The organism is Epilithonimonas sp. (assembly GCF_036780765.1).
In the GTDB taxonomy this organism is placed as follows: Bacteria; Bacteroidota; Bacteroidia; order Flavobacteriales; family Weeksellaceae; genus Epilithonimonas.
The window spans coordinates 70,573-91,754 of sequence record NZ_DAIQCG010000008.1; the positions used below are offsets into that span (position 1 = coordinate 70,573).

The 21,182-nt window shown below is 35.1% G+C and carries 21 protein-coding genes; 6 read left to right on the forward strand and 15 right to left on the reverse strand.

The features are described from left to right. Positions 1-3 precede the first annotated feature (3 nt). Positions 4-579: a YdeI/OmpD-associated family protein gene (locus tag V7P73_RS12060; protein ID WP_333854026.1), complete on the forward strand. Its 576-nt coding sequence runs from the start codon at positions 4-6 to the stop codon at positions 577-579. Between the two features lie 409 nt (positions 580-988). Here V7P73_RS12060 and V7P73_RS12065 read toward each other — a convergent pair whose 3' ends face one another. After that, on the reverse strand, positions 989-1,915 hold the full coding sequence (locus V7P73_RS12065; RefSeq protein ID WP_333854028.1) for a malate dehydrogenase: 927 nt from the start codon (positions 1,913-1,915) through the stop codon (positions 989-991). 216 nt (positions 1,916-2,131) lie between these two features. Between V7P73_RS12065 and pfkA the strand changes: the two genes are divergently transcribed. From pfkA to recA, 4 genes are all read left to right on the forward strand, one after another. Next, on the forward strand, positions 2,132-3,118 hold the full coding sequence (pfkA, locus tag V7P73_RS12070; protein ID WP_333854030.1) for a 6-phosphofructokinase: 987 nt from the start codon (positions 2,132-2,134) through the stop codon (positions 3,116-3,118). A 52-nt stretch (positions 3,119-3,170) separates the two neighbouring features. Continuing rightward, entirely contained in the window at positions 3,171-4,175 is a 1,005-nt protein-coding gene (gene gap / locus V7P73_RS12075; protein ID WP_333854032.1) for a type I glyceraldehyde-3-phosphate dehydrogenase, read from the forward strand. A 196-nt stretch (positions 4,176-4,371) separates the two neighbouring features. Continuing rightward, on the forward strand, positions 4,372-5,568 hold the full coding sequence (locus V7P73_RS12080; protein ID WP_333854033.1) for an oxygenase MpaB family protein: 1,197 nt from the start codon (positions 4,372-4,374) through the stop codon (positions 5,566-5,568). Positions 5,569-5,658: 90 nt separating this feature from the next. Next, positions 5,659-6,660 (forward strand): recombinase RecA, encoded by a 1,002-nt coding sequence (gene recA, locus V7P73_RS12085; RefSeq protein ID WP_074233359.1) that lies wholly within the window; start codon positions 5,659-5,661, stop codon positions 6,658-6,660. A gap of 38 nt (positions 6,661-6,698) precedes the next feature. On the opposite strand, the gene V7P73_RS12090 is transcribed toward recA, so the two are convergent. The 10 genes from V7P73_RS12090 to V7P73_RS12135 form a co-directional block, all read right to left on the reverse strand. Then, positions 6,699-7,358 (reverse strand): porin family protein, encoded by a 660-nt coding sequence (locus V7P73_RS12090; RefSeq protein ID WP_333854036.1) that lies wholly within the window; start codon positions 7,356-7,358, stop codon positions 6,699-6,701. A gap of 107 nt (positions 7,359-7,465) precedes the next feature. Beyond that, on the reverse strand, positions 7,466-8,338 hold the full coding sequence (gene sucD / locus V7P73_RS12095) for a succinate--CoA ligase subunit alpha (protein WP_333854039.1): 873 nt from the start codon (positions 8,336-8,338) through the stop codon (positions 7,466-7,468). Positions 8,339-8,365: 27 nt separating this feature from the next. Next, positions 8,366-8,965, reverse strand: coding sequence for a hypothetical protein (locus V7P73_RS12100; RefSeq protein WP_333854041.1), 600 nt, complete (start codon positions 8,963-8,965; stop codon positions 8,366-8,368). A gap of 73 nt (positions 8,966-9,038) precedes the next feature. Next, entirely contained in the window at positions 9,039-9,941 is a 903-nt protein-coding gene (locus tag V7P73_RS12105; protein WP_333854042.1) for an LpxD N-terminal domain-containing protein, read from the reverse strand. Positions 9,942-10,139: 198 nt separating this feature from the next. Beyond that, positions 10,140-10,703 carry an elongation factor P gene (efp, locus tag V7P73_RS12110; RefSeq protein ID WP_027384968.1) on the reverse strand — a complete coding sequence of 188 codons (564 nt, stop codon included), beginning with the start codon at positions 10,701-10,703 and terminating at the stop codon, positions 10,140-10,142. A 21-nt stretch (positions 10,704-10,724) separates the two neighbouring features. Continuing rightward, a complete protein-coding gene (locus V7P73_RS12115; RefSeq protein ID WP_333854047.1) occupies positions 10,725-11,036 on the reverse strand; it encodes a hypothetical protein in 312 nt (103 codons plus the stop codon). A gap of 3 nt (positions 11,037-11,039) precedes the next feature. Continuing rightward, on the reverse strand, positions 11,040-11,828 hold the full coding sequence (lpxA, locus tag V7P73_RS12120) for an acyl-ACP--UDP-N-acetylglucosamine O-acyltransferase (protein WP_074233355.1): 789 nt from the start codon (positions 11,826-11,828) through the stop codon (positions 11,040-11,042). 3 nt (positions 11,829-11,831) lie between these two features. Then, complete coding sequence (locus V7P73_RS12125; RefSeq protein ID WP_333854049.1) at positions 11,832-13,226, reverse strand: bifunctional UDP-3-O-[3-hydroxymyristoyl] N-acetylglucosamine deacetylase/3-hydroxyacyl-ACP dehydratase; 1,395 nt, start codon at positions 13,224-13,226, stop codon at positions 11,832-11,834. A gap of 48 nt (positions 13,227-13,274) precedes the next feature. Next, positions 13,275-14,294: a UDP-3-O-(3-hydroxymyristoyl)glucosamine N-acyltransferase gene (gene lpxD / locus V7P73_RS12130; RefSeq protein ID WP_333854051.1), complete on the reverse strand. Its 1,020-nt coding sequence runs from the start codon at positions 14,292-14,294 to the stop codon at positions 13,275-13,277. Positions 14,295-14,367: 73 nt separating this feature from the next. Continuing rightward, the gene (locus V7P73_RS12135; RefSeq protein ID WP_333854053.1) at positions 14,368-15,582 is read right to left on the reverse strand and encodes an HD domain-containing protein; all 1,215 of its coding nucleotides are present in this window, start codon (positions 15,580-15,582) and stop codon (positions 14,368-14,370) included. A gap of 138 nt (positions 15,583-15,720) precedes the next feature. On the opposite strand from V7P73_RS12135, the gene V7P73_RS12140 reads away from it, so the two are divergent. Then, the gene (locus V7P73_RS12140) at positions 15,721-16,764 is read left to right on the forward strand and encodes a hypothetical protein (protein WP_333854055.1); all 1,044 of its coding nucleotides are present in this window, start codon (positions 15,721-15,723) and stop codon (positions 16,762-16,764) included. A gap of 20 nt (positions 16,765-16,784) precedes the next feature. Here V7P73_RS12140 and V7P73_RS12145 read toward each other — a convergent pair whose 3' ends face one another. The 4 genes from V7P73_RS12145 to gyrB all read right to left on the reverse strand — a co-directional run bounded on the left by V7P73_RS12145 (position 16,785) and on the right by gyrB (position 21,126). Beyond that, positions 16,785-17,633, reverse strand: coding sequence for a diacylglycerol/lipid kinase family protein (locus tag V7P73_RS12145; RefSeq protein ID WP_333854056.1), 849 nt, complete (start codon positions 17,631-17,633; stop codon positions 16,785-16,787). 57 nt (positions 17,634-17,690) lie between these two features. Further along, a complete protein-coding gene (locus tag V7P73_RS12150; protein ID WP_333854058.1) occupies positions 17,691-18,140 on the reverse strand; it encodes a DUF6526 family protein in 450 nt (149 codons plus the stop codon). Position 18,141: 1 nt separating this feature from the next. Next, the gene (locus V7P73_RS12155; RefSeq protein WP_333854060.1) at positions 18,142-18,927 is read right to left on the reverse strand and encodes an RsiV family protein; all 786 of its coding nucleotides are present in this window, start codon (positions 18,925-18,927) and stop codon (positions 18,142-18,144) included. Positions 18,928-19,191: 264 nt separating this feature from the next. Beyond that, the gene (gene gyrB, locus V7P73_RS12160) at positions 19,192-21,126 is read right to left on the reverse strand and encodes a DNA topoisomerase (ATP-hydrolyzing) subunit B (protein WP_333854062.1); all 1,935 of its coding nucleotides are present in this window, start codon (positions 21,124-21,126) and stop codon (positions 19,192-19,194) included. Positions 21,127-21,182: the final 56 nt, after the last annotated feature.

Sequence of the window (21,182 nt, forward strand, 5' to 3'; positions counted from 1 at the left end):
AAAATGAATTCAAAAGTTGACGAACACATCAACCAGTCCAAACAATGGAAATCTGAGATGAATGTGTTGAGAACCATTATTCTGGATTGTCAATTGGCAGAAGATTTCAAATGGGGAAAACCGTGTTACTCTTTTCAAGGGAAGAATATTGTGATTATCCAAGGCTTCAAAGAATATTTTGCACTTCTGTTTTTCAAAGGTGGAATTATGAAAGATTCCAAACATCTTTTGGTGAAAATGGGAGAAAACACACAAGCAGGAAGACAAATGAGATTCGAAAATGTTCAGGATATTTTGGATAAAAAGTCAATTATCAAAGATTATATTTTTGAAGCTGTTGAAATCGAAGAACGTGGAGAAAAAGTGGAAATCAAAAAAGAAGCAACACCAATTCCTGAGGAATTTCAAATTAAACTCAATGAAAACCCAGAATTGAAATCTGCTTTCGAATCTTTGACTCCAGGAAGACAACGTGCTTATCTATTTCATTTTTCTGCACCAAAACAATCCAAAACCAGAGAATCCAGAATCGAAAAATCAATCCCCAATATCTTGGAGGGGAAAGGTATGAATGAGTAAATTTATTTTTCGCTGATTTGGCAAATTTTGCAGATTAATGCAATGAAGTAGATTTGCGTAATTTGATAAATCTGAGAGAGATATTTTTAGCCAAAAGCAACTAATCAATATGAAAAACAAACCTCAACTTTCACTAAAACAACAGGAAGAATAATATCCAAAGGGAAGATGTTCAGAAAAAACTGGAATCTAATCCTGAAAAATTGTGGTCACTTAACGAAATAGAACCGAAGACGATCTGGATGTTATGGGTTACTATAAAAAATCAAATCAAGAATTTTACACTCAGGAAAGTTTATTAGAAAAATTTGAGGAACACGATTGTGGCGATTTTCAAGGATAATTGAAATTAATAAAAAATAAAAAACCATCTCGAATTGAGATGGTTTTAATTTATCTAGTCTTAAGATTAGAACTTAAGATCTCCATTTACCTCTCTTACAGCTTGTGCTGCTTCGGCAAATTTTGCTTTTTCTTCTTCAGTCAAAGTGATGTTAACGATTTCCTCAACACCATTTTTTCCGATGATTGCAGGAACACCAAGACAGATATCATTTTGCCCATATTCGCCGTCAAGCATCAATGAACAAGGAATCATTTTCTTTTGGTCGCAAAGAATAGACTGAACCATTACAGAAACTGCGGCACCAGGTGCATACCAAGCAGAAGTTCCTAATAATTTTGTCAATGTTGCGCCGCCAACTTTAGTTTCTTCGATAACAGAAGCCTTTTGCTCATCACTCAAAAATTCAGAAACTGGAACGCCATTTCTTGTCGCTTTGCTAAATAAAGGTAACATTCCTGTGTCAGAGTGTGCAGCGATAACCATTCCGTCTACATCAGAAATTGGACTTTCCAATGCTTCCGCTAATCTGTATTTAAATCTTGCAGAATCCAAAGCACCTCCCATTCCAATTATTCTTTCTTTTGGAAGACCAGATGTTTTGTGAACCAAATAAGCCATTGTATCCATAGGGTTAGAAACCACAATGATGATAACATCAGGCGAATGTTTTACCAAATTTTCAGTTACTTCTTTTACAATACCTGCGTTGATGCCGATTAATTCTTCTCTCGTCATTCCTGGCTTTCTAGGAATTCCAGAAGTGATAACCGCTACTTTTGAACCTGCAGTTTTGGAATAATCCCCTGTTGTTCCGGTGATTTTGGTATCGAAACCATTAAGAGAAGCCGTCTGCATCAAGTCCATTGCTTTTCCTTCTGCAAAACCCTCTTTGATATCCACCAAAACAACTTCTGAAGCGAAGTCTTTCATTGCTATATATTCTGCACAGCTTGCTCCTACTGCACCAGCTCCAACTACGGTAACTTTCATAATATTAATGTATTTTTTATTAGTTTAAAATTTTATTCTGTCTTGTTCGTAAATATAATAAACTTAATTATTTTGTGAATCATCTTAAGTTTGATTTTTGTCATATTACGCTATTATTAATTCTTGAAGATATGATATATTTTATTCAACTAAGACAATAGTAGGGCTAAAATGTGATTGATATTTCGTAAATTTGCTTTGAAAAAAATTAAAAATATGTCAGAAAACAACATTAAATCTATTGCGGTTCTGACTTCTGGAGGCGATGCGCCGGGGATGAATGCCGCACTTAGAGCAGTTGTAAGAACAGCAAATCATTTCAATATAGACTGTTACGGTATCCGCGAAGGTTACAATGGTCTTATTGCTGGTGATGTTACAAAAATGGGACCGCGTTCCGTAAAAAATATAATCAATCAAGGAGGAACCATTCTAAAGTCTGCAAGATCTAAAGAATTTATGACTCCGGAAGGAAGAAAAAAAGCATACGAACAATGTCAGAAATTAGGAATTGATGCTTTGGTTTGTATTGGTGGAGACGGAAGTTTCACGGGTGCAAAAGTTTTCAACGAAGAGTTCGGAATCAAAGTAATTGGTGTTCCGGGAACTATCGATAATGATATCTTCGGGACCGATAAAACCATTGGTTACGATACGGCACTTAACACAGCAATGGATTCTATTGATAAAATCAGAGATACTGCTACTTCTCACAACAGAGTTTTCTTTGTAGAAGTAATGGGTAGAGATGCTGGTTTCATAGCGCTTAACAGTGGAATTGCAACTGGAGCTCTTGACATTTTGATTCCTGAAAGAAAAGATAGCTTAGATGACCTTTTTGAAACTTTCGAAACAGCCGAAAAAGTTGGTAAATCATCCAGCATTGTTGTAGTGGCGGAAGGTGAAGAGTTAGGGAATATCTATGACCTCGCAAAAGCTACAAAAGAAAAATTCCCTAACTATGATATCCGTGTAACTGTTCTTGGGCACATCCAAAGAGGTGGTTCCCCTAGTTGTGCAGACAGAGTTTTGGCTAGTCATCTTGGCTACGGCGCTGTTATCGGGTTGATGGAAGGCAAGAATAAAGTAATGGTTGGAATGCAGTCTAACAAGATTGTCTATACACCGATAGAAGAAGCGATTAAAAAACATAACGAAATCGATAAAGACTTGCTGAAAATCGCTGAAATACTTGCGATGTAGGTCATTTTTTCGTAAATTTATAGTAACAAAAAACCTTAATATTTTAAATAATATGTCAAAAATTAAAGTAGGAATTAACGGATTCGGTAGAATCGGACGTCTAGTTTTCAGAGCAATGGCTGAAAGAAGCAACATCGAAGTGGTAGGTATCAATGACCTTATCGATGCTGAATATATGGCTTATATGCTAAAATACGATTCGGTTCACGGAGCGTTCAAAGGAGAAGTATCAGTACAAGGAAACAACCTTGTTGTAAACGGAAAAACAATCCGTGTAACTGCTGAGAAAGACCCTAACAACCTAAAATGGAATGAAGTTGGTGCAGAATATATCGTAGAATCTACAGGTTTATTCCTTTCAAAAGATTCTGCACAGGCTCACATCAACGCTGGTGCAAAGAAAGTTATCCTTTCTGCTCCTTCAAAAGATGATACGCCAATGTTCGTAATGGGTGTAAACCACTTGGAACTTACTGACGATGTAAAAATCTTCTCAAACGCTTCTTGTACTACAAACTGTCTTGCACCATTGGCAAAAGTAATCCACGACAACTTCGGTATCGCAGAAGGTCTTATGACAACTGTACACGCAACTACTGCAACTCAAAAAACTGTAGATGGACCATCTGCAAAAGACTGGAGAGGTGGTAGATCTGCGCTTAACAACATCATCCCTTCTTCTACAGGTGCTGCAAAAGCAGTAGGAAAAGTAATCCCTTCTCTTAACGGGAAATTGACTGGTATGTCTTTCAGAGTTCCAACTGCTGACGTTTCTGTAGTGGATCTTACTGTAAAATTGGACAAACCAACTTCTTACGAAGAAATCTGTGCTGCTATCAAAGCTGCATCTGAAGGTGAATTGAAAGGAATTCTTGGTTACACAGAAGATGCTGTTGTTTCTCAGGATTTTGTAAGCGATGCAAGAACTTCTATCTTCGATAAAGAAGCTGGAATTATGTTGAACCCAACTTTTGTTAAATTAGTATCTTGGTATGATAACGAGTGGGGTTATTCTAACAAATTAGCAGATATGCTTGTTCACTCAGCTTCTCTATAATCTGAAATTGAAATAAAATAAAAAAGCCTCTGAATTTTTTCAGAGGTTTTTTTATATCTTGAAAATAGCAAGTTTACTATTGTGTGAAAGCAAGCTAAGTTTTTATACAGATATAACATTTAACTACTTCCAGAACTTTCACTAATGACAAAACTCACAATCACTGTATTGAGTAATAATCGTAACTTTATCTGAGATGGAAAAAACAATTTTACAACCTAGATTTAAAGATTCTCCTCATTTTAAAAATTTCTGGGAAGGAGGAAATGGCAAGCAACTTATAGAGTTTTCTGACGCAAAAGTCAACTTTAAAGATTTTGACAAATTCTCTCATTTCTTTTATGATGTTGATGAAATTGGAGATAGAGTTGTAAAAGACGTTTACTTTACACAATCATTTTCCGAAGCTTCAAAACAAATCGAATCCTATATCAGAAATGGTATTTCAAAAAACGATAATATTCCTGAAAGTGTAAAAGTACTTTTTGGACAAACGCAATCAATTCCAGATTGGGTAGATTTTGATTTGATAAAATGTGGTGCAGAACTTTGTATGCGTTGCAATGTGGATTCTTTAATTTCACTAAGAGATTATTGTTTAATTGGCGGCTACGATTATGCCTATCTCAATAAACCACTGATTGTTACGGAAGCTCTGAAAAAAGGAGCAGTCAAACGTTTATCGGAAACATTAGACTTTTGGGTCAATGTCACAAGACCTGACGCACTTCAAATTCATAAAAAAGGATATGAATTTGCCATCAAAACAAGACTCATTCATTCCTACGCAAGACTTTCCATAAAGAAGCATTACAAAAATTGGGATACAGAAAACTGGGGAGAACCCATCAACTCTTGGGATATGATGGCAACTTACATTGGTTTCAGTTTGGTATTTTTATTTAGCTTACACAAATTAGGAAATACTTATTCGGAAAAAGAGGAAAAAGGACTTTTTCACCTTTGGAAATATGTCGGTTACTTATTAGGAATTCCTGAAGAGCTCCTACCCGACAATAAAAAACAAGCGACAGAATATTTTTACTGTTGGACTTCTGTGCAACCGCCGTCTGATAAAGATTCTATCTTATTAGCTCATTCACTTTTGAATGAATCACTGGAAAATCCTATTCTTAAATTTAATTTCCAAAGAAAAAATCTACGTTATTTGCACATCTGCTGCACTTGGTTTTTGTTGGATGACGAGGTTTGCGAAAGATTGGAAATCCCTAAAGTGAAAAACAAAGATTTGTTCCCAAAATCAAAAAGAATATTTAATAAATATTATGAAAAAATATTCAGTAGGCAAACAAGAATAAATAAAGGAAACAATGACCAAATGAAAGTTTTGGAGGATTATCTAAGAATCACAAAAAATTCAAATTTTCATTAAATTTCAATTAACAAATTAAAACCGTAGATTAAAATAATATTGGATTTTGATTTTAAAATTCCGTATTTTTGAGAATAATTTTTTGATATAATGAGTACAAACGACGATAAGAAAAAAGCATTACAATTAGTTCTTGAAAAACTAGATAAAACCTACGGGAAAGGAACTGTAATGACTTTGGGTGAGGATTCTGTGGATACAACAATTGAAGTAATACCTTCAGGATCTTTGGGTATCGACCTTGCTTTAGGTGTTGGTGGATATCCAAGAGGGAGAATCATCGAAATCTATGGCCCTGAATCTTCTGGTAAAACAACATTGACGCTTCACGCCATTGCAGAAGCCCAAAAAGCTGGCGGAATTGCTGCTTTCATAGATGCAGAGCACGCTTTCGATAGAAACTATGCCGCGAAGTTGGGAATCGATCTTGAGAACCTAATTATTTCTCAGCCCGATAATGGTGAGCAGGCTTTGGAAATTGCTGATAACTTAATCAGATCTGGCGCAATTGATATTGTTGTCATTGACTCTGTTGCTGCATTGACGCCAAAAGCTGAGATTGAAGGTGAAATGGGAGATTCTAAAATGGGACTACATGCAAGATTGATGTCTCAGGCTTTGAGAAAACTAACTGCAACAATCAACAGAACAAAATGTACAGTGATTTTCATCAATCAGCTTCGAGAGAAAATCGGAGTGATGTTTGGTAATCCTGAAACTACGACAGGTGGAAATGCACTTAAGTTCTACGCTTCTGTAAGAATCGACATCAGAAAAGCAAGTGCACCAATTAAAAATGGTGATGAAGCTGTAGGAAGCAGAGTAAAAGTGAAAGTAGTTAAAAACAAAGTTGCTCCACCTTTCAAAATGGCAGAATTTGACATTATGTACGGAGAAGGCGTTTCTAAAGTAGGCGAAATTTTAGATACTGCTGTAGATCTGGCTGTAGTTAAAAAGAGTGGATCTTGGTTTAGTTATGAAGACACCAAATTAGGGCAAGGTCGTGATGCTGTAAAAGAAGTTTTAAAAGATAACCCAGAATTATCTGAAGAGATTGAAAATAAAATCAAGGAATTGATTAAACAAAAATAGTAAAAGAAAAGGCTGTGAATATTTTCACAGCCTTTTTTTTATTTAAATAAATAAGTCAATCCAAGACTTATAATCTGTTCTGATTTTTTCTTAGCAACACTAGGATCTCTGGTAAGAATCTCTTCAGGAGAATTCTTCAAATCCGGATAAACATCAGATAATCCAATATCATATTTAAGAGCTATTTCCAGTTGACGTTTGTAACTGAAACCTACACCTGCTCCCAAACCTAAATTAAATGAATTGGCTTTTCCATAACTATCCGCTTCATAAGAGGCTTTCGCAGCATTTTTAACTTTCTGATTAACCAAGAAATTAAATCTTGGCCCCATCAATCCATAAAATTCAGATTCTGCTTCAGAGAAATAAGCCTTAAAATTAAGTGGAACACTTATATAATTGTTGGCATAAACTGCGTGTTCCCATCCTTTTGCTTTTTCATACTCTCTATCACCGCCTTCTCCAGCGCCAAAATACAGAGCCTCTGCCTGAATATAAAACTGTTCGGCAACACCAATTGGTACTTGTGCTGTTACACCTCCTAAAACTGAAATTCTGGCTCCTGAAGGATTGTGTGCATTTCTGACTCTCGAATAAGTTCCGCCCGCTACAAGGCCAAATTCAGTGGACCTAAAATCGATTTGAGCCTGAGAGAAAAATGACATTAATAGTAGGGATCCGAAAAGGATTTTTTTCATAATCGTGTGTTTATAAATTTTCTGTTTCAAATTTATATAAAAAAAATGAGAAGCTCTATCCGAGCTTCTCAAAATATATTTTAATAAGATATCCTTATCAATTCAGTTTAAGCTAAAACAGCAGCAACAGTTTTACCAATTTCTGCAGGAGAATCTACAACGTTGATCCCGTTTTCTCTCATAATTGCCATTTTTGCTTGTGCCGTATCATCATCTCCACCAACAATAGCTCCAGCGTGTCCCATTGTTCTACCTTTTGGTGCCGTTTGTCCAGCGATGAACCCTACAACTGGTTTTGTAGAACCACTAGCTTTGTACCATCTTGCCGCTTCAGCTTCCAAAGAACCACCAATTTCTCCAATCATTACAACCGCTTCTGTTTCTGGGTCGTTGATGAACAATTCCAAAGCTTCTTTTGTAGTAGTCCCGATGATTGGGTCTCCACCAATGCCGATAGCTGTAGACACTCCGAAACCAGCCTTCACAACTTGGTCAGCAGCTTCGTAAGTCAAAGTTCCAGATTTTGAAACGATACCTACTTTTCCTTTTTTGAAAACGAAACCAGGCATAATTCCGATTTTAGCTTCGTCAGAAGTAATAATACCAGGACAGTTTGGACCGATCAAACGAACGTCTCTATCTTGGATATAATCTTTTACTTTTACCATATCAGCAACAGGAATACCCTCTGTAATACAAACGATTACTTTGATACCAGCTTCAGCAGCTTCCATCACAGCATCTGCAGCAAATGCCGGCGGTACGAAGATGATACTCACATTAGCACCCGCTTTTTCTACAGCTTCTGAAACTGAGTTGAAAACCGGCTTACCAAGATGCTCTGTTCCTCCTTTTCCCGGAGTTACACCTCCAACAACGTTGGTTCCGTAATCAATCATCTGACCTGCGTGGAAAGTACCTTCGTTACCTGTAAATCCTTGTACGATAACTTTAGAATCTTTGTTTACTAAAATTGACATTTTTTATTATAATTTATTGTTAATTTATTATTTTTTTGCTTTCAGAGCTTCATACTTTTTAATAATAGACTCCATCACGTTGTCTATACTATTTTCTGCATTTCTGAGTGAACTGCTTTTAGTTTCTTCTATGAAAGTTTCCATTTCTGGTTCGTCTCCTAAAAACTCTTTCAGTTTCTTTTTGGGAATTCCTGTAAAATAGCCAACTCCAAGACCTTTGTTCGTCACTTTATTAATAAGAAAATCAGAACCTGTTTCGCCACCTGTGCTAGCTGTATAAGCTCTGTACCAATCCAAAACCTTTCCGTTGAAAATATGTTCATTCAGAGATTTTTTGTCTTGAGAATTGTTGACAAATACTCTTCTTTTCCCATTAAAATCGTCAAATGACAATTCTTTTACGGTTGAAGCTTCAATATTGACTTTTTTGTCATCATCGGTTATAGTTTTAATTTTTGTTGTAAAACTACTTCCATAAATCAAAGTTGGGTCAAACATATTTGTAGTCACTTTCACCCTCGTACGCAATGTATCATTATCTAAAGTTATGATTCTTGCATTCACAGTTTTCTGTGCAAATGATAGTGAAAATAGTAAAGAAGACAACAGACTTAGGTAAAATCTCATATGTTTATATTGAACCGTAAAAATAAGGTTTTTAGTTTAATTAAATTTTATTTTTGGATTAATAAAATATGATTTACTTCAGATTTTTGAGTTTAACTTCTTTTCTGAGATAATCTCTGAATTCTTCCGCAATCGGTCCAAAATAAGTTCCTTTTTTAAGATCTCTGTTCACTCCTACTTTGGCAAGAAGAACTGTTCCTTTTTCAATTCTTACTCCAGAAGCCATTCCAACCTGTCCCCAAATAGTCACTTCATCTTCAATAATGCAACATCCTGCGATTCCTGTTTGAGAAGCTATCAAGCATTTTTTCCCAATAATTGTATCATGCCCAATTTGAATCTGATTATCAAGAACAGAACCTTCACCAATGATAGTAGAATCTGTAACACCTCTATCGATTGTACAACAGTTTCCGATTTCTACATTATTCGCAATTACAACGTTTCCTACCGAAATCAATCTGTCAAAATTACCATTCAGTTTTCTATAATAGAAAGCATCACCACCTAAAACCGTATTAGCTTGGATGATGACATTATCACCAATCACAGTTCTATCGCCAATTACAACATTCGGGAAGATGTGGCAGTTTTTTCCAATTCTAACATCGTTTCCAATCACAACCGAAGGATGAATAAAAGTTCCATTTCCTACTTCCAAATCGTGAAGTTCTTCTTTGAAATTCGAAATTCTTGTGAAATGTGTATTGATTTTGTTGAAGTCTCTGAAGGGGTCATCAGAAACCAAAAGCGCTTTGCCTTCCGGACATTCTACTTCTTTGTCAATTAAGATGATTGTCGCAGCAGAATTAAGAGCTTTATCGTAATATTTGGGATGATTGACGAAAACAATTTCGCCCGGTTTTATCATATGAATCTCATTGGTTCCCAGAACCGGAAAATTCTCTTCTCCGATATATTTTGCACCAATGATATCTGCAATAACTTTGAGTGTTTGTGGTTGATTGAAAGTCATAACTAGATGTTATAATTTAAACATTTGATTTGAGACTGCAGTTCTGTTATTTTTAAACAACGAATTGCACGCAGCCCGACCTGAGTGGAGCTCATTTTCTTTTTGTAAAAAAGAAAATAGCGGGAACGGAGGGCGGAAAAAGCTGCCATAAAAAAACGAAAGCTGGAAAACTTAATGCTTCCAGCTTCCTGCTATAATTTATTTTACTCTTTCCAAGTAAGAACCGTCTTCTGTACTGATTTTGATTTTGTCACCTGGCTCGATGAACAAAGGAACCATTACTCTTGCGCCTGTTTCTACGATCGCATTTTTCAAAGCGTTGGTTGCTGTGTTTCCCTTCACACCTGGATCAGCTTCGATAACTTCTAAGTAAACCGACTGAGGAAGTTCCGCAGATAGAGGTGTTTCGTCCGCTTCTTTCAGGATGATGGTTACCTCTTCTCCTGCTTTCATCAAGTTAGAGTTCTCAATCATTTCTTTGTTAAGATAAAGCTGAGAGAAATCTTCGTTGTTCATAAAGTGGAATCCATTCTCATCATCATAAAGATACTGGAATTTTCTTGTGATAACCTTTACTTCGTCGATTTTGTGACCTGCAGAGAAGGTATTATCTAATACTTTTCCGTTGGTTACAGATTTTAATTTTGTTCTAACGAAAGCAGGACCTTTACCTGGTTTCACGTGTAGAAACTCGATTACTTTGAAAATATCGTTGCTGAATTCTATGCAAAGTCCTTTTCTGATATCGTTACTTGTTGCCATTAGTTATGGTTGATTATTTATTTAATTTTTATTATTTAAAATCCCATTTAGTATGCCTTCAATAATTGATTTCGCAAATGGTTTTTCTATATCTTTTAAATATGTTTCTTGTTTACTTGTAAAAGAATTTTCAGTTGAGAAATAATTAATTTCTTTTTTGAAATAATTATTTGCTATTAATAGATTTTGTTTACTAAGATTAATATTTTGATTCAATGAAAATTTTAAATTTAAATAGCTTGGATTATTTTCAAATCTAATATTATCATTCTTTACTTGTGAAGAACAATAAAAACTAAATAAACTAAATACTAATACCTGAAAAATTCTCATTTATTATTCTTTTCCAGAGCCGTATCCTTTTACAATACCTCTTGGAGAGTTTTGGATGAAGGTGATAATCTCATCTCTTTCCACTGTTGGAAGCATTTCTTTTTCGATGAATTCAATCGCTTGGGTTGTATTCATTTTCATTTGGAAGATAGCTCTGTAGATTTTTTGGATTTCGAAGATTTTATCATTGGTAAAACCTCTTCTTCTCAATCCAACTGAATTGATACCTGCATAAGAAATCGGTTCTCTAGCCACTTTTACATAAGGCGGAATATCTTTTCTAATCAAAGAACCACCGGAAACCATTACGTGTTTCCCTATTTTCCCGAATTGCTGAACTGCAGAAAGACCTCCCATTACTACGAAATCTCCAATTTCCACGTGACCAGCGATTCCGCAACCGTTTGCTATAATTACATTATCTCCAACAATACAATCGTGTGCGATGTGGGAAGTTGCCATAATCAAACAATTATTACCAACTTTGGTATATCCTAAAGCCTTGGTTCCTCTGTTGATGGTAACACATTCTCTCAATGTCGTTCCATCGCCAATGATTACCTGAGTATCTTCGCCATCAAACTTCAAATCTTGAGGAACAGCTCCAATTACAGTTCCTGGGAAAATTTTACAATTTTTACCAATCTTCACATTCTCCATAATGGTAACGTTTGGACCAATCCAGGTATCTGAACCAACAGTTACATTCGCTCCAATAGTTGTGAAAGGTTCTATGGTTACGTTTTTACCAATTTTGGCACGCGGATCTACCGCAGTAAGCTGGTGAATCATAAATTATATTTTAGTTTTTGCAACTTGGGCCATCAATTCGGCTTCTACAACTACACTATCACCAACGTATCCGTAGCCTTGCATATGTACAATTCCTCTTCTGATTGGTTCTATTAATTCGATTTTGAAAATCAACTGGTCTCCAGGAACTACTTTTTTCTTGAACTTAACATTGTCCATTTTCACAAAATAAGTAGAATAATTTTCCGGGTCCGGAACATTAGCCAAAACTAAAATCCCTCCTACCTGAGCCATTGCTTCGATTTGCAAAACGCCAGGCATAACTGGTTCTTTTGGGAAATGTCCTACGAAAAAAGGCTCGTTCATAGAAACATTTTTAAGTCCAACAACGTGTGTATCGGACAGTTCCAAAATCTTATCTACCAACAAAAAAGGAGGTCTGTGTGGCAATAATCTCATAATCCCGTTGATATCGAAAACAGGTTCTGCTTTTAAATCGAAATCCGGAACGTTTTTTCTTTTTTGCAATTTGTATTGTCTGTTTAGTTTTTTTGCAAATTGAGTATTCACAAAATGTCCAGGTTTGTTAGCAATTACTCTACCCTTTATTCTCACACCAACCAAAGCCAAATCTCCAATTACATCCAGTAATTTGTGTCTAGCAGCTTCATTTGTAAAATTAAGGTTAAGATTATCAAGAATACCGTTTGGACGGATAGAAACCTCGTCTTTACCAAAAGCAACTTTTAATTTTTCCAAAGTTTCTGGTGTCAATTCTTTATCAACATAAACAATGGCATTGCTGATGTCACCTCCTTTAATCAGATTAGCATCCAAAAGTTGCTCTAACTCGTGTAAGAAACTGAATGTTCTCGCAGGCGCAATCTCATCTTTGAACTCTGTAAGGTTTTTCATACTGGCATTTTGAGTTCCCAAAACTTTGGTCCCAAAATCTACCATTGTAGTAATTTCGTAATCGTCAGCAGGAATTACAGTTAATTCAGAACCGGTTGCAGGGTCTACGTAATTCATCACTTCTTTGATTACCAGATATTCTCTTGGCAAATCTTGCTCAGAAACGCCCACTTTTTCGATAGCTTCAACAAAATATTTTGAAGAACCATCTAAAATTGGTGGCTCTGCGCTGTTCATCTCCAGAATAGCATTGTCAATATCCATCCCAACAAGGGCTGCCAACAAATGTTCGCAAGTGTGGATTTTGACACCTAACTTCTCCAAAGTTGTTCCTCTTTCTGTAGTGGTTACATAATTAACGTCTGCTTCTACCTGCGGACGCCCCTCTAGGTCAGTTCTTACAAACACAAATCCGGTATTTTCTTTTGCCGGCTTGATTGTCAAATTAACCTCTTTTCCTGTGTGAAGACCTATTCCTGAAAGGTTTATGTCTTCTTTGATTGTTTTTTGTTTGTCGCTCATTGTATTAGTTTTGAGGCGGGAAGAAATACTTCTTTAGTCCTGATACCTTTACTCTGATTTTTTATTTTCTAAATCGTTTATTCTTTTTACTATGTCCGTAAAATTACGGAAATGCACATAGTTTCTTCTATAATCGCTATAATTAATTGCCGGAGAACCGTAGAGTGTTTCTCCATCTTTTGCTGATGAATTCACACCACTTTGAGCCTGAATTTTCACTTGATTTCCAATCTTGATGTGACCAACAATTCCTACTTGTCCACCAATCTGATTCCAATCTCCAATAACTGTAGAACCTGCAATTCCCGCTTGGGCAGCAATTACATTATTCTCACCAATAATAACATTATGTGCAATTTGGATTAAATTATCAATCTTAGTTCCTTTTCCAATAACTGTAGAGCCGATAGTTGCACGGTCTATACTACAATTGGAACCAATTTCTACATCGTCTCCAATAATCACGTTTCCTAATTGAGGAATTTTTTTGAACCCTTCTACTGTCGGCTGAAAACCAAATCCATCACCACCAACAACTGTATTGGAATGAATCACACAATTATCACCAACAACACAATAATCATATATTCTTGCGCCACTGTCAATTTTGCAATTTTTCCCTATTTTTACACCTTTTCCGATGTAAACGTGAGGGAAAATCTGAGTTCCATCGCCTACTGTCGCTTTTTCTGAAACGTAAGTAAATGCGCCAATATAAACATTTTCTCCAACTTTCGCAGTTTCGTGGAAGAAAGAACCAGCTTCAATTCCTGTTTTTCTGCCTTGCATCTCCTGATAAAGATTCATCAGGATTTGGAAAGAAAGATAAGCATCTTCCACAGCAATAATCGTTGGTTTATAATCTCTGTCTTCTAAAATACTTTCAGAAACTATCAACACCGCACAGTCTGTACTATCTATATAATGTGAAAAACGACTTTGAGCAACAAAAGACAAATGTCCTTGTTGACCATTCTCTATCGGCGAAACTCCTGTAATAACAGCCTTTTCGTCGCCAATTATTTTACCGTTTATTAATCCTGCAATTTGTTCTGCGCTAAATTCCATAGTTTGCAAAGATAAATATTTTATTAATTAAGTTTTAATTTTTTATGACGAATCAAAATCAGTTTTACTTTAATTATAAAATCTCTCGTGGAAAATAAATGATATATTTTTTGGTCGCATTCTCCATACATCCGAATAAAATCTGGTTTTCAGACTCCTCCAATTTGAATTTATTTCCCGTTTTATCCATCAAGTAAATCGGCTGTTTTTCTGTATCATAAGGCAAAAGTGAACGAGAAATTTGTCCCACTAATTCTTCTCCATTTTCAATCTTAAAGTATTCGTTAACTTTTTCGACTTTCTGTTTCAAGAAATCTTCAGAAAATGGTTTTGATGAAATAATACTTTTCGGAAAATCTCTATAAATAACAGTTCTGCAAAGTTTTGACAATACAAAATCCTCGTTTTCTGTCCAAACTTTGATAGCCTGAAAAACATCCATATCATCCAACATTGTGAATCTTTTGATATCTTCTTCAGTGGCTTCTTCGAATTTATTTTTAATCAAAAAATATTTCAAATTAGAAGGCGCTTCCAAATCTATATTTTGAGAAACCAAATATTTGGCTCTATTAAGAATCTGAACCAAAATATGCTCTGCCAAAGCCGCAGTCTTGTGATAGTAAACCTGCCAATACATAAACATTCTGGCAGTCAGATAATTTTCTATCGAATAAATTCCTTTAGCATCTATGACCAATTTCTCATCACTCACATTCATCATAGAAATGATTCGCTCGACATTCACGCTGCCTTCTGAAACGCCCGTGTAAAAACTGTCACGTTTGAGATAATCCATTCTATCTACATCCAATTGTGACGAAATCAACTGATTGAAAAACGAACGGTGGTATTTTCCTTGGAACATCTCTATCGCCAAATCCAACTTCCCTTTGAACTCTTTATTCAAACGGTTCATTAACAGAATCGAAATTTTTTCGTGATGCCAATCGTCCATCAACATATTTTCCAAAGCGTGCGAAAACGGACCGTGACCTATATCGTGAAGCAAAATCGCCAGCATCGCCGCTTTTTCTTCTTCTTTAGAAACTTTTACACCTTTCAATTTTAAGGTTTCCAGTGCTTTGAACATCAGATTCATTGCACCAAGAGCGTGATGAAATCTAGTATGTTTTGCGCCGGGAAATATGAGTGATAAAAGTCCGGTTTGGGAAATTCTTCTGAGTCTTTGGAAATAAGGATGTTCTATAATATCGAACAAAATCTCGTGAGGAATTTTGATAAAACCGTGAACCGGGTCGTTGATAATCTTTAGTTTATTCTGCACCTTTCAATATTGATGATTGATACAAAAATAGGGAAATTAAAATGGATATTGTGTTCTAATATTGAAGAAGTATTTATTGATAGTTTCTGAAATTTGATTTGTATCTTTGTTAGTAAGGTTTTAAATAAAACTCTAATTATGAAAGAAGATTTATATAATTTATACGAAAAGCTTGACAAATATTTTTATTTTGACAAGGCTAACTCAATATTTATAACAATACTAAAATCAATAATACTTTTATTTTCTGGTGGATTGTTCGGTTTTATTTTAAAAGAATATTTATCATCTGGAATTGTTAAATGGTTTCCAATATTAGTTTTTTTAGTACTTATAAGTATATATGTTTTTTTTGAATTTATAAGATTAAGTAAAGAGAAAAATTTTCCGATAAGCATTCTACAACATTTAAAAGCCACGGAAGAGTTACAATCTTCAACAAAAAAAATCGAAAGACAAAACAAAGTTTACGAATTCATAGATAATTCCATACGTTCTCTAAATTCAAACACTTGTCCTATTGCCTACGGTGAGCCTATGAATGAATTATGTCATCAAGATTTAAACAATGGATTAAAAAGCGTTTTAAATGATTTGGTAGAACGCACTAATTATTTTTTTGATGTAAATAAATCAAAATTTTCAGTAGGTGTTTATTTAGATAATGCAAGAATTAAAGAAGGAGAAAACATTTTTCAAACTTCCAAAAACTTCATATTTAGAGACGATTTAAAATTAGAAAACTATCTACCCTTAGATTTAGTACATTTTAATTCTGAAAATGATTTTCAATTTAAAATTTTAACAAAATTTTTAGAGTCAATTAACTTTTCAAAATTTCTTGATGAAAAAATTACAATTGAAAATAAAGATTTAATACTAATTTGCTCACCAATACCAAATGTTTGCGAAGATTGCCCTCCAATTGGTGTAGTCTATACAATTTATGAAGGTTGTGAAAAATGCTCTTATGATAGCGAAAATGTAATGATGATAAACGGAAGGCTAATTTCGAATTGGATTTCAAAATATGAAGATTGCCTACATAGAACTTATAGAAACACTTTAGAAGAATCAAAAACACATCAACATAACGAAATAGTTATCCCGAAAGAAGTTAAAGAATTATTAGAAAAACAAGAACAAATGAGAAATAATACAAACAACTCATCTTCCAATTGAAATTTTGTATTTATTGTTTCTCAAACCAAAATTCTCAAACTCTTCGGCAAAACTTTAATTATTATTGGTGATTTGATTTTCTTGAATTCGCCATCGATGTGCCAAGTTTTTGTGTTCACTTTAAATTCAATTTCTGAAACCGGAAGATAAGTGACGTAATCATCATCTTTCAAACGTTTGGTAAACATCCTGAAAGCAAAAAACGGCGAATAAGTCAGAGGGAATTTCTTAACCAAAACCAAATCTACCAAACCATCACTTTTACTTGCCATCGGTGCAATATAAGCGTTGTTCCCAAACTGGCGCGTGTTGGCGATATTCAGCATTAGATATTTGCCGTTGTATTGTTTGTAATTTTCTTCTAAGAATTTGATTTTGATTGGCTTATAATTAAAAAAAGTCTTGATAGAAACTTTGATATAATTCTTGAAACCACGATTGGTTTTTTCAAATTCCTTCACCACTTTTCCATCAAATCCAGTTCCGGAAACGTTGATAGAAAAATTATCATTCACCATAAACGTATCAATACTTCTGGATTTTTTCTGGTCTAATTTTTCTAAAAGAACCGAAATATTTTTGTTAAAATTAGTCTCATTGGAAAATCCATTTCCTGAACCTGCTGGAAAAACCGCGAGAATTTTATCCGTATTAATGAGCTTTTGCGCCACAACGGAAATCGTTCCGTCACCGCCAACAGCTACAAAAACATCCACATCATTCCAATGTTTTTTGATAAAATCATCTGTATCTTCCAAAGATTTGGAAATTAGATAGAGCGGATTTTCAACTTTCTTGGAAAGGCTATCCAAAAATGGCTGATAGTTTTTCTTTGCAGAATAAGGGTTGATGATGAAAGCAAACTTCATTCTCCAAAAATAAAAATACTCTGAGGATTTCAGAGTATTTTGCAAATATATTTTATATTAAATTCTTTTATCGTCCGCCTTCCAGTTTTTGATATTCTGTTTGATTTTTGATGATGACCAACCGTTTTGTGCAGTTTGATGCATCAATTCCATCAAATCTTCATCTTCAGAAAATCTAAGGGCAAAAATCTGAGCATCGGAAAATTGATAAGTGGAATTTTCCAATCTATTTCCCGTCAGAGCAAAATATCGGAATTTGAATTCATTAATAATCAATCTATCCTGAAGTCCCAACGCGTAATGTTGGCGAAGCATAAATGACAAAACAATTATCAAAACTACAACTGCAGAAATTGCACTCCAAATCATCAAAAAAGAACTGTTATGATTGATATTTTTGAAAACTTGAAATAGAGAAACTATTAGCAGAACTAACGAAAAAGGATAGAAAATAAAATGATGTAAAGGATAAAATTTCCTATGATTCTTAAAATTTTGATGACTCATTTTATTTGATATTATATTGTTTGATGAATTCTGGTTTAAGTTGGTCTTTGATGTCTTTGAAATTTAAAGTAATGTAAACCACGCCCGCTGCATAAGCCGTAATTTCATATTGGTTATATGCAAATGTAATTTTATTTTGGTCAAAAAAGAAATTGTCATTCAGTTCGATTTTATCTACCAAAAGCATTTCTTTTTGCTCCGGCTCGTTGAAATGATTTTTCAGAATTTTGTCCCAATTGGCATCTGTAGGATTTTTGAAAATATCGGCTTGAGAAATTACTTTGTTATTTTTTAAATCAAAAGTTTTGTAAGCTTCAAAATAATAACCGTGTGCTCCGCCAGAATAACCGCTTCCATAATATTGCAAAGTCAAAATATCATTCTGATGAGAAACGACTTTCATCGCAGAAGCTTCTTCCCAAGTCTGTTTATATTCTGGTGTGTAATCCTGCGATTCATCTTTTTTCAAAGATTCTTTTTTGATTTTTTCAAGAACTTGCGTCAAAGCATTTTTGGAATAATCTGCAGAAGTGATATTAGCTGGTTTGTAAATACTGTCCAAAATAGTTTTGTTGGTAATATTTGGAAATATTAAAACTTGTTTTTCGAAAGACAAAGTCAAAGTTTTTGCAACCTGCAAAGAATCCTGAACTTGGATAGAATCTATAACGAATTCTTTTTTAGTTTCTGTACTGTCAGATTTTGAGGTTGAAGTTTTTTGAGTTTCCTTCTTATTGCAAGAGAAAAGCAGAATCCCGAAAGATAGAATTGTGATTAGGTTTTTCATAGGTTTTATTTTAAGTTGGTGATTTAAATATTTTAACGTCTTGAAGATACTGCTTTTTCAAACATCGAATCTCAGCAGCCCGACTTGAGCGGAAATCCTTTTTTGCTTATTCTTCAAGTTGTATTTAATCTGAAATGTTCTGCAAAACAGATTGGGAGCGGAAGACGGATTAAGCTGCCCAAAAAATTATTTCAGAAATTACAGTTTGCTACCTAACAAAAAACCTTCCAAAAGTTGGAAGGTTTGATTTTTTATAAAAATGTTTTAAGCATCAATTCTTGCGTAAACCGCATTTTTCTCGATAAATTCTCTTCTCGGTGGAACTTCATCACCCATCAGCATAGAGAATGTAGAATCTGCTTCTACTGCGTTGTCAATCGTTACTTGTTTTAAGATTCTGTTTTCAGGATTTAGAGTTGTTTCCCAAAGCTGTTCAGGGTTCATCTCTCCAAGACCTTTGTAACGTTGTACTTCCACGCCTTTTCCATCCGGAGACATTTCCAAAGTAGTCTGTTCACGTTCTGTCTCGTTCCAAGCATATACTTTTTTGTTTCCTTTTTTCAATAAATATAATGGCGGAGAAGCGATATAAATGTATCCGTTCTCAATCAATTCTTTCATATATCTGAAGAAGAATGTCAAAATCAAAGTCGAAATGTGAGAACCATCGATATCGGCATCAGTCATAATTACGATTTTGTGATATCTAAGTTTTGCCAAATTCAAAGCTTTGGAATCTTCTTCTGTACCTACAGAAACACCAAGTGCGGTATATATATTCTTGATTTCTTCGTTGTCATAAACTTTATGAACCATAGATTTTTCCACGTTCAAAATTTTACCTCTCAATGGAAGAATTGCCTGGAAATGGCGGTCACGGCCTTGTTTTGCCGTTCCACCTGCAGAATCTCCCTCTACTAAGAAAATCTCAGATTCAGCAGGATCTTTGGAAGAACAGTCGGATAATTTTCCTGGCAAACCAGAACCACCCATCGGCGATTTTCTCTGAACCATTTCTCGGGCTTTCTTCGCTGCCTGTCTTGCTTTCGCTGCTAAAACAACTTTCTGTACGATCTGCTTTGCTTCCAGTGGATTTTCCTCTAGGAAATTGGTCAGCATTTCTCCCACGATTTTATCCACAGCTCCCGAAACTTCTGAGTTTCCTAACTTCGTTTTGGTCTGGCCTTCGAACTGAGGTTCCATAACTTTTACAGATACTACAGCCGTCAAACCTTCACGGAAATCGTCTCCTGTAACTTCTACTTTTTCTTTTGCAGGAAGGCCTAGTTCATCAGCATATTTCTTCAAAGTTCTTGTTAAAGCTCTTCTGAAACCTGCCAAATGGGTTCCGCCTTCGTGTGTATTGATATTATTAACATAAGAATGCAGATTCTCGTTGAAAGACGTGTTGTAACGCATCGCAACCTCTACCGGAATATCATCGCGCTCGCCCTCCATAAAGATAACATTCTCCATAATAGACTCACGGTTTCCGTCGATATACTCAACAAACTCTTTCAATCCACCTTCTGAATGAAAAACTTCTGTTCTGAAAGTTCCATCCTCCAATTTTTCTCTTTCGTCTGTCAAGGTAATTGTAATTCCTTTATTAAGGTAAGACAGCTCTCTAAGACGGTTGGCTAAAGTATCGTAGTTATAAACTAATTCTGTAAAAATGGTGTCATCTGGTTGGAAAAACTGCTTGGTTCCTCTGTAATCGCTTTTTCCGATTTCCTCAACACCAGTTTGCGCTTTTCCTCTGGAATAAACTTGCTGATAAACATTTCCGTCTCTGTAAACGGTTGTTATCATCTCGTTGGAAAGGGCGTTAACACAGGAAACCCCAACACCGTGCAGACCTCCGGAAACTTTGTAAGAATCTTTATCAAACTTACCTCCAGCTCCAATTTTGGTCATTACAACCTCTAGTGCTGATTTTTGTTCTTTCTCGTGAAAATCTACAGGAATACCACGCCCGTTATCCATAACTTCTATGGCGTTTCCTTCTTTTATCGCAACAGTAATTGTATCACAATATCCTGCCAAAGCCTCATCGATAGAGTTATCCACTACTTCATAAACCAAATGGTGGAGACCTCTGACTCCCACATCACCAATGTACATCGAAGGACGCATACGAACGTGCTCCATCCCTTCCAATGCCTGAATACTACTTGCTGTATATTGTTTTTGACTCATATTTTTAGCTGTCAGCTATTTGCTCTAGGCATATAGCTTTTTTAGATTAATCTTCA

Bases quoted from the DNA above. Each gene is read 5' to 3' on its own strand.
- V7P73_RS12060 (WP_333854026.1), top strand. From the start codon at position 4: ATGAATTCAAAAGTTGACGAACACATCAACCAGTCCAAACAATGGAAA.
- V7P73_RS12065 (WP_333854028.1), bottom strand. From the start codon at position 1,915: ATGAAAGTTACCGTAGTTGGAGCTGGTGCAGTAGGAGCAAGCTGTGCA.
- pfkA (WP_333854030.1), top strand. From the start codon at position 2,132: ATGTCAGAAAACAACATTAAATCTATTGCGGTTCTGACTTCTGGAGGC.
- gap (WP_333854032.1), top strand. From the start codon at position 3,171: ATGTCAAAAATTAAAGTAGGAATTAACGGATTCGGTAGAATCGGACGT.
- V7P73_RS12080 (WP_333854033.1), top strand. From the start codon at position 4,372: ATGGAAAAAACAATTTTACAACCTAGATTTAAAGATTCTCCTCATTTT.
- recA (WP_074233359.1), top strand. From the start codon at position 5,659: ATGAGTACAAACGACGATAAGAAAAAAGCATTACAATTAGTTCTTGAA.
- V7P73_RS12090 (WP_333854036.1), bottom strand. From the start codon at position 7,358: ATGAAAAAAATCCTTTTCGGATCCCTACTATTAATGTCATTTTTCTCT.
- sucD (WP_333854039.1), bottom strand. From the start codon at position 8,338: ATGTCAATTTTAGTAAACAAAGATTCTAAAGTTATCGTACAAGGATTT.
- V7P73_RS12100 (WP_333854041.1), bottom strand. From the start codon at position 8,965: ATGAGATTTTACCTAAGTCTGTTGTCTTCTTTACTATTTTCACTATCA.
- V7P73_RS12105 (WP_333854042.1), bottom strand. From the start codon at position 9,941: ATGACTTTCAATCAACCACAAACACTCAAAGTTATTGCAGATATCATT.
- efp (WP_027384968.1), bottom strand. From the start codon at position 10,703: ATGGCAACAAGTAACGATATCAGAAAAGGACTTTGCATAGAATTCAGC.
- V7P73_RS12115 (WP_333854047.1), bottom strand. From the start codon at position 11,036: ATGAGAATTTTTCAGGTATTAGTATTTAGTTTATTTAGTTTTTATTGT.
- lpxA (WP_074233355.1), bottom strand. From the start codon at position 11,828: ATGATTCACCAGCTTACTGCGGTAGATCCGCGTGCCAAAATTGGTAAA.
- V7P73_RS12125 (WP_333854049.1), bottom strand. From the start codon at position 13,226: ATGAGCGACAAACAAAAAACAATCAAAGAAGACATAAACCTTTCAGGA.
- lpxD (WP_333854051.1), bottom strand. From the start codon at position 14,294: ATGGAATTTAGCGCAGAACAAATTGCAGGATTAATAAACGGTAAAATA.
- V7P73_RS12140 (WP_333854055.1), top strand. From the start codon at position 15,721: ATGAAAGAAGATTTATATAATTTATACGAAAAGCTTGACAAATATTTT.
- V7P73_RS12145 (WP_333854056.1), bottom strand. From the start codon at position 17,633: ATGAAGTTTGCTTTCATCATCAACCCTTATTCTGCAAAGAAAAACTAT.
- V7P73_RS12150 (WP_333854058.1), bottom strand. From the start codon at position 18,140: ATGAGTCATCAAAATTTTAAGAATCATAGGAAATTTTATCCTTTACAT.
- V7P73_RS12155 (WP_333854060.1), bottom strand. From the start codon at position 18,927: ATGAAAAACCTAATCACAATTCTATCTTTCGGGATTCTGCTTTTCTCT.
- gyrB (WP_333854062.1), bottom strand. From the start codon at position 21,126: ATGAGTCAAAAACAATATACAGCAAGTAGTATTCAGGCATTGGAAGGG.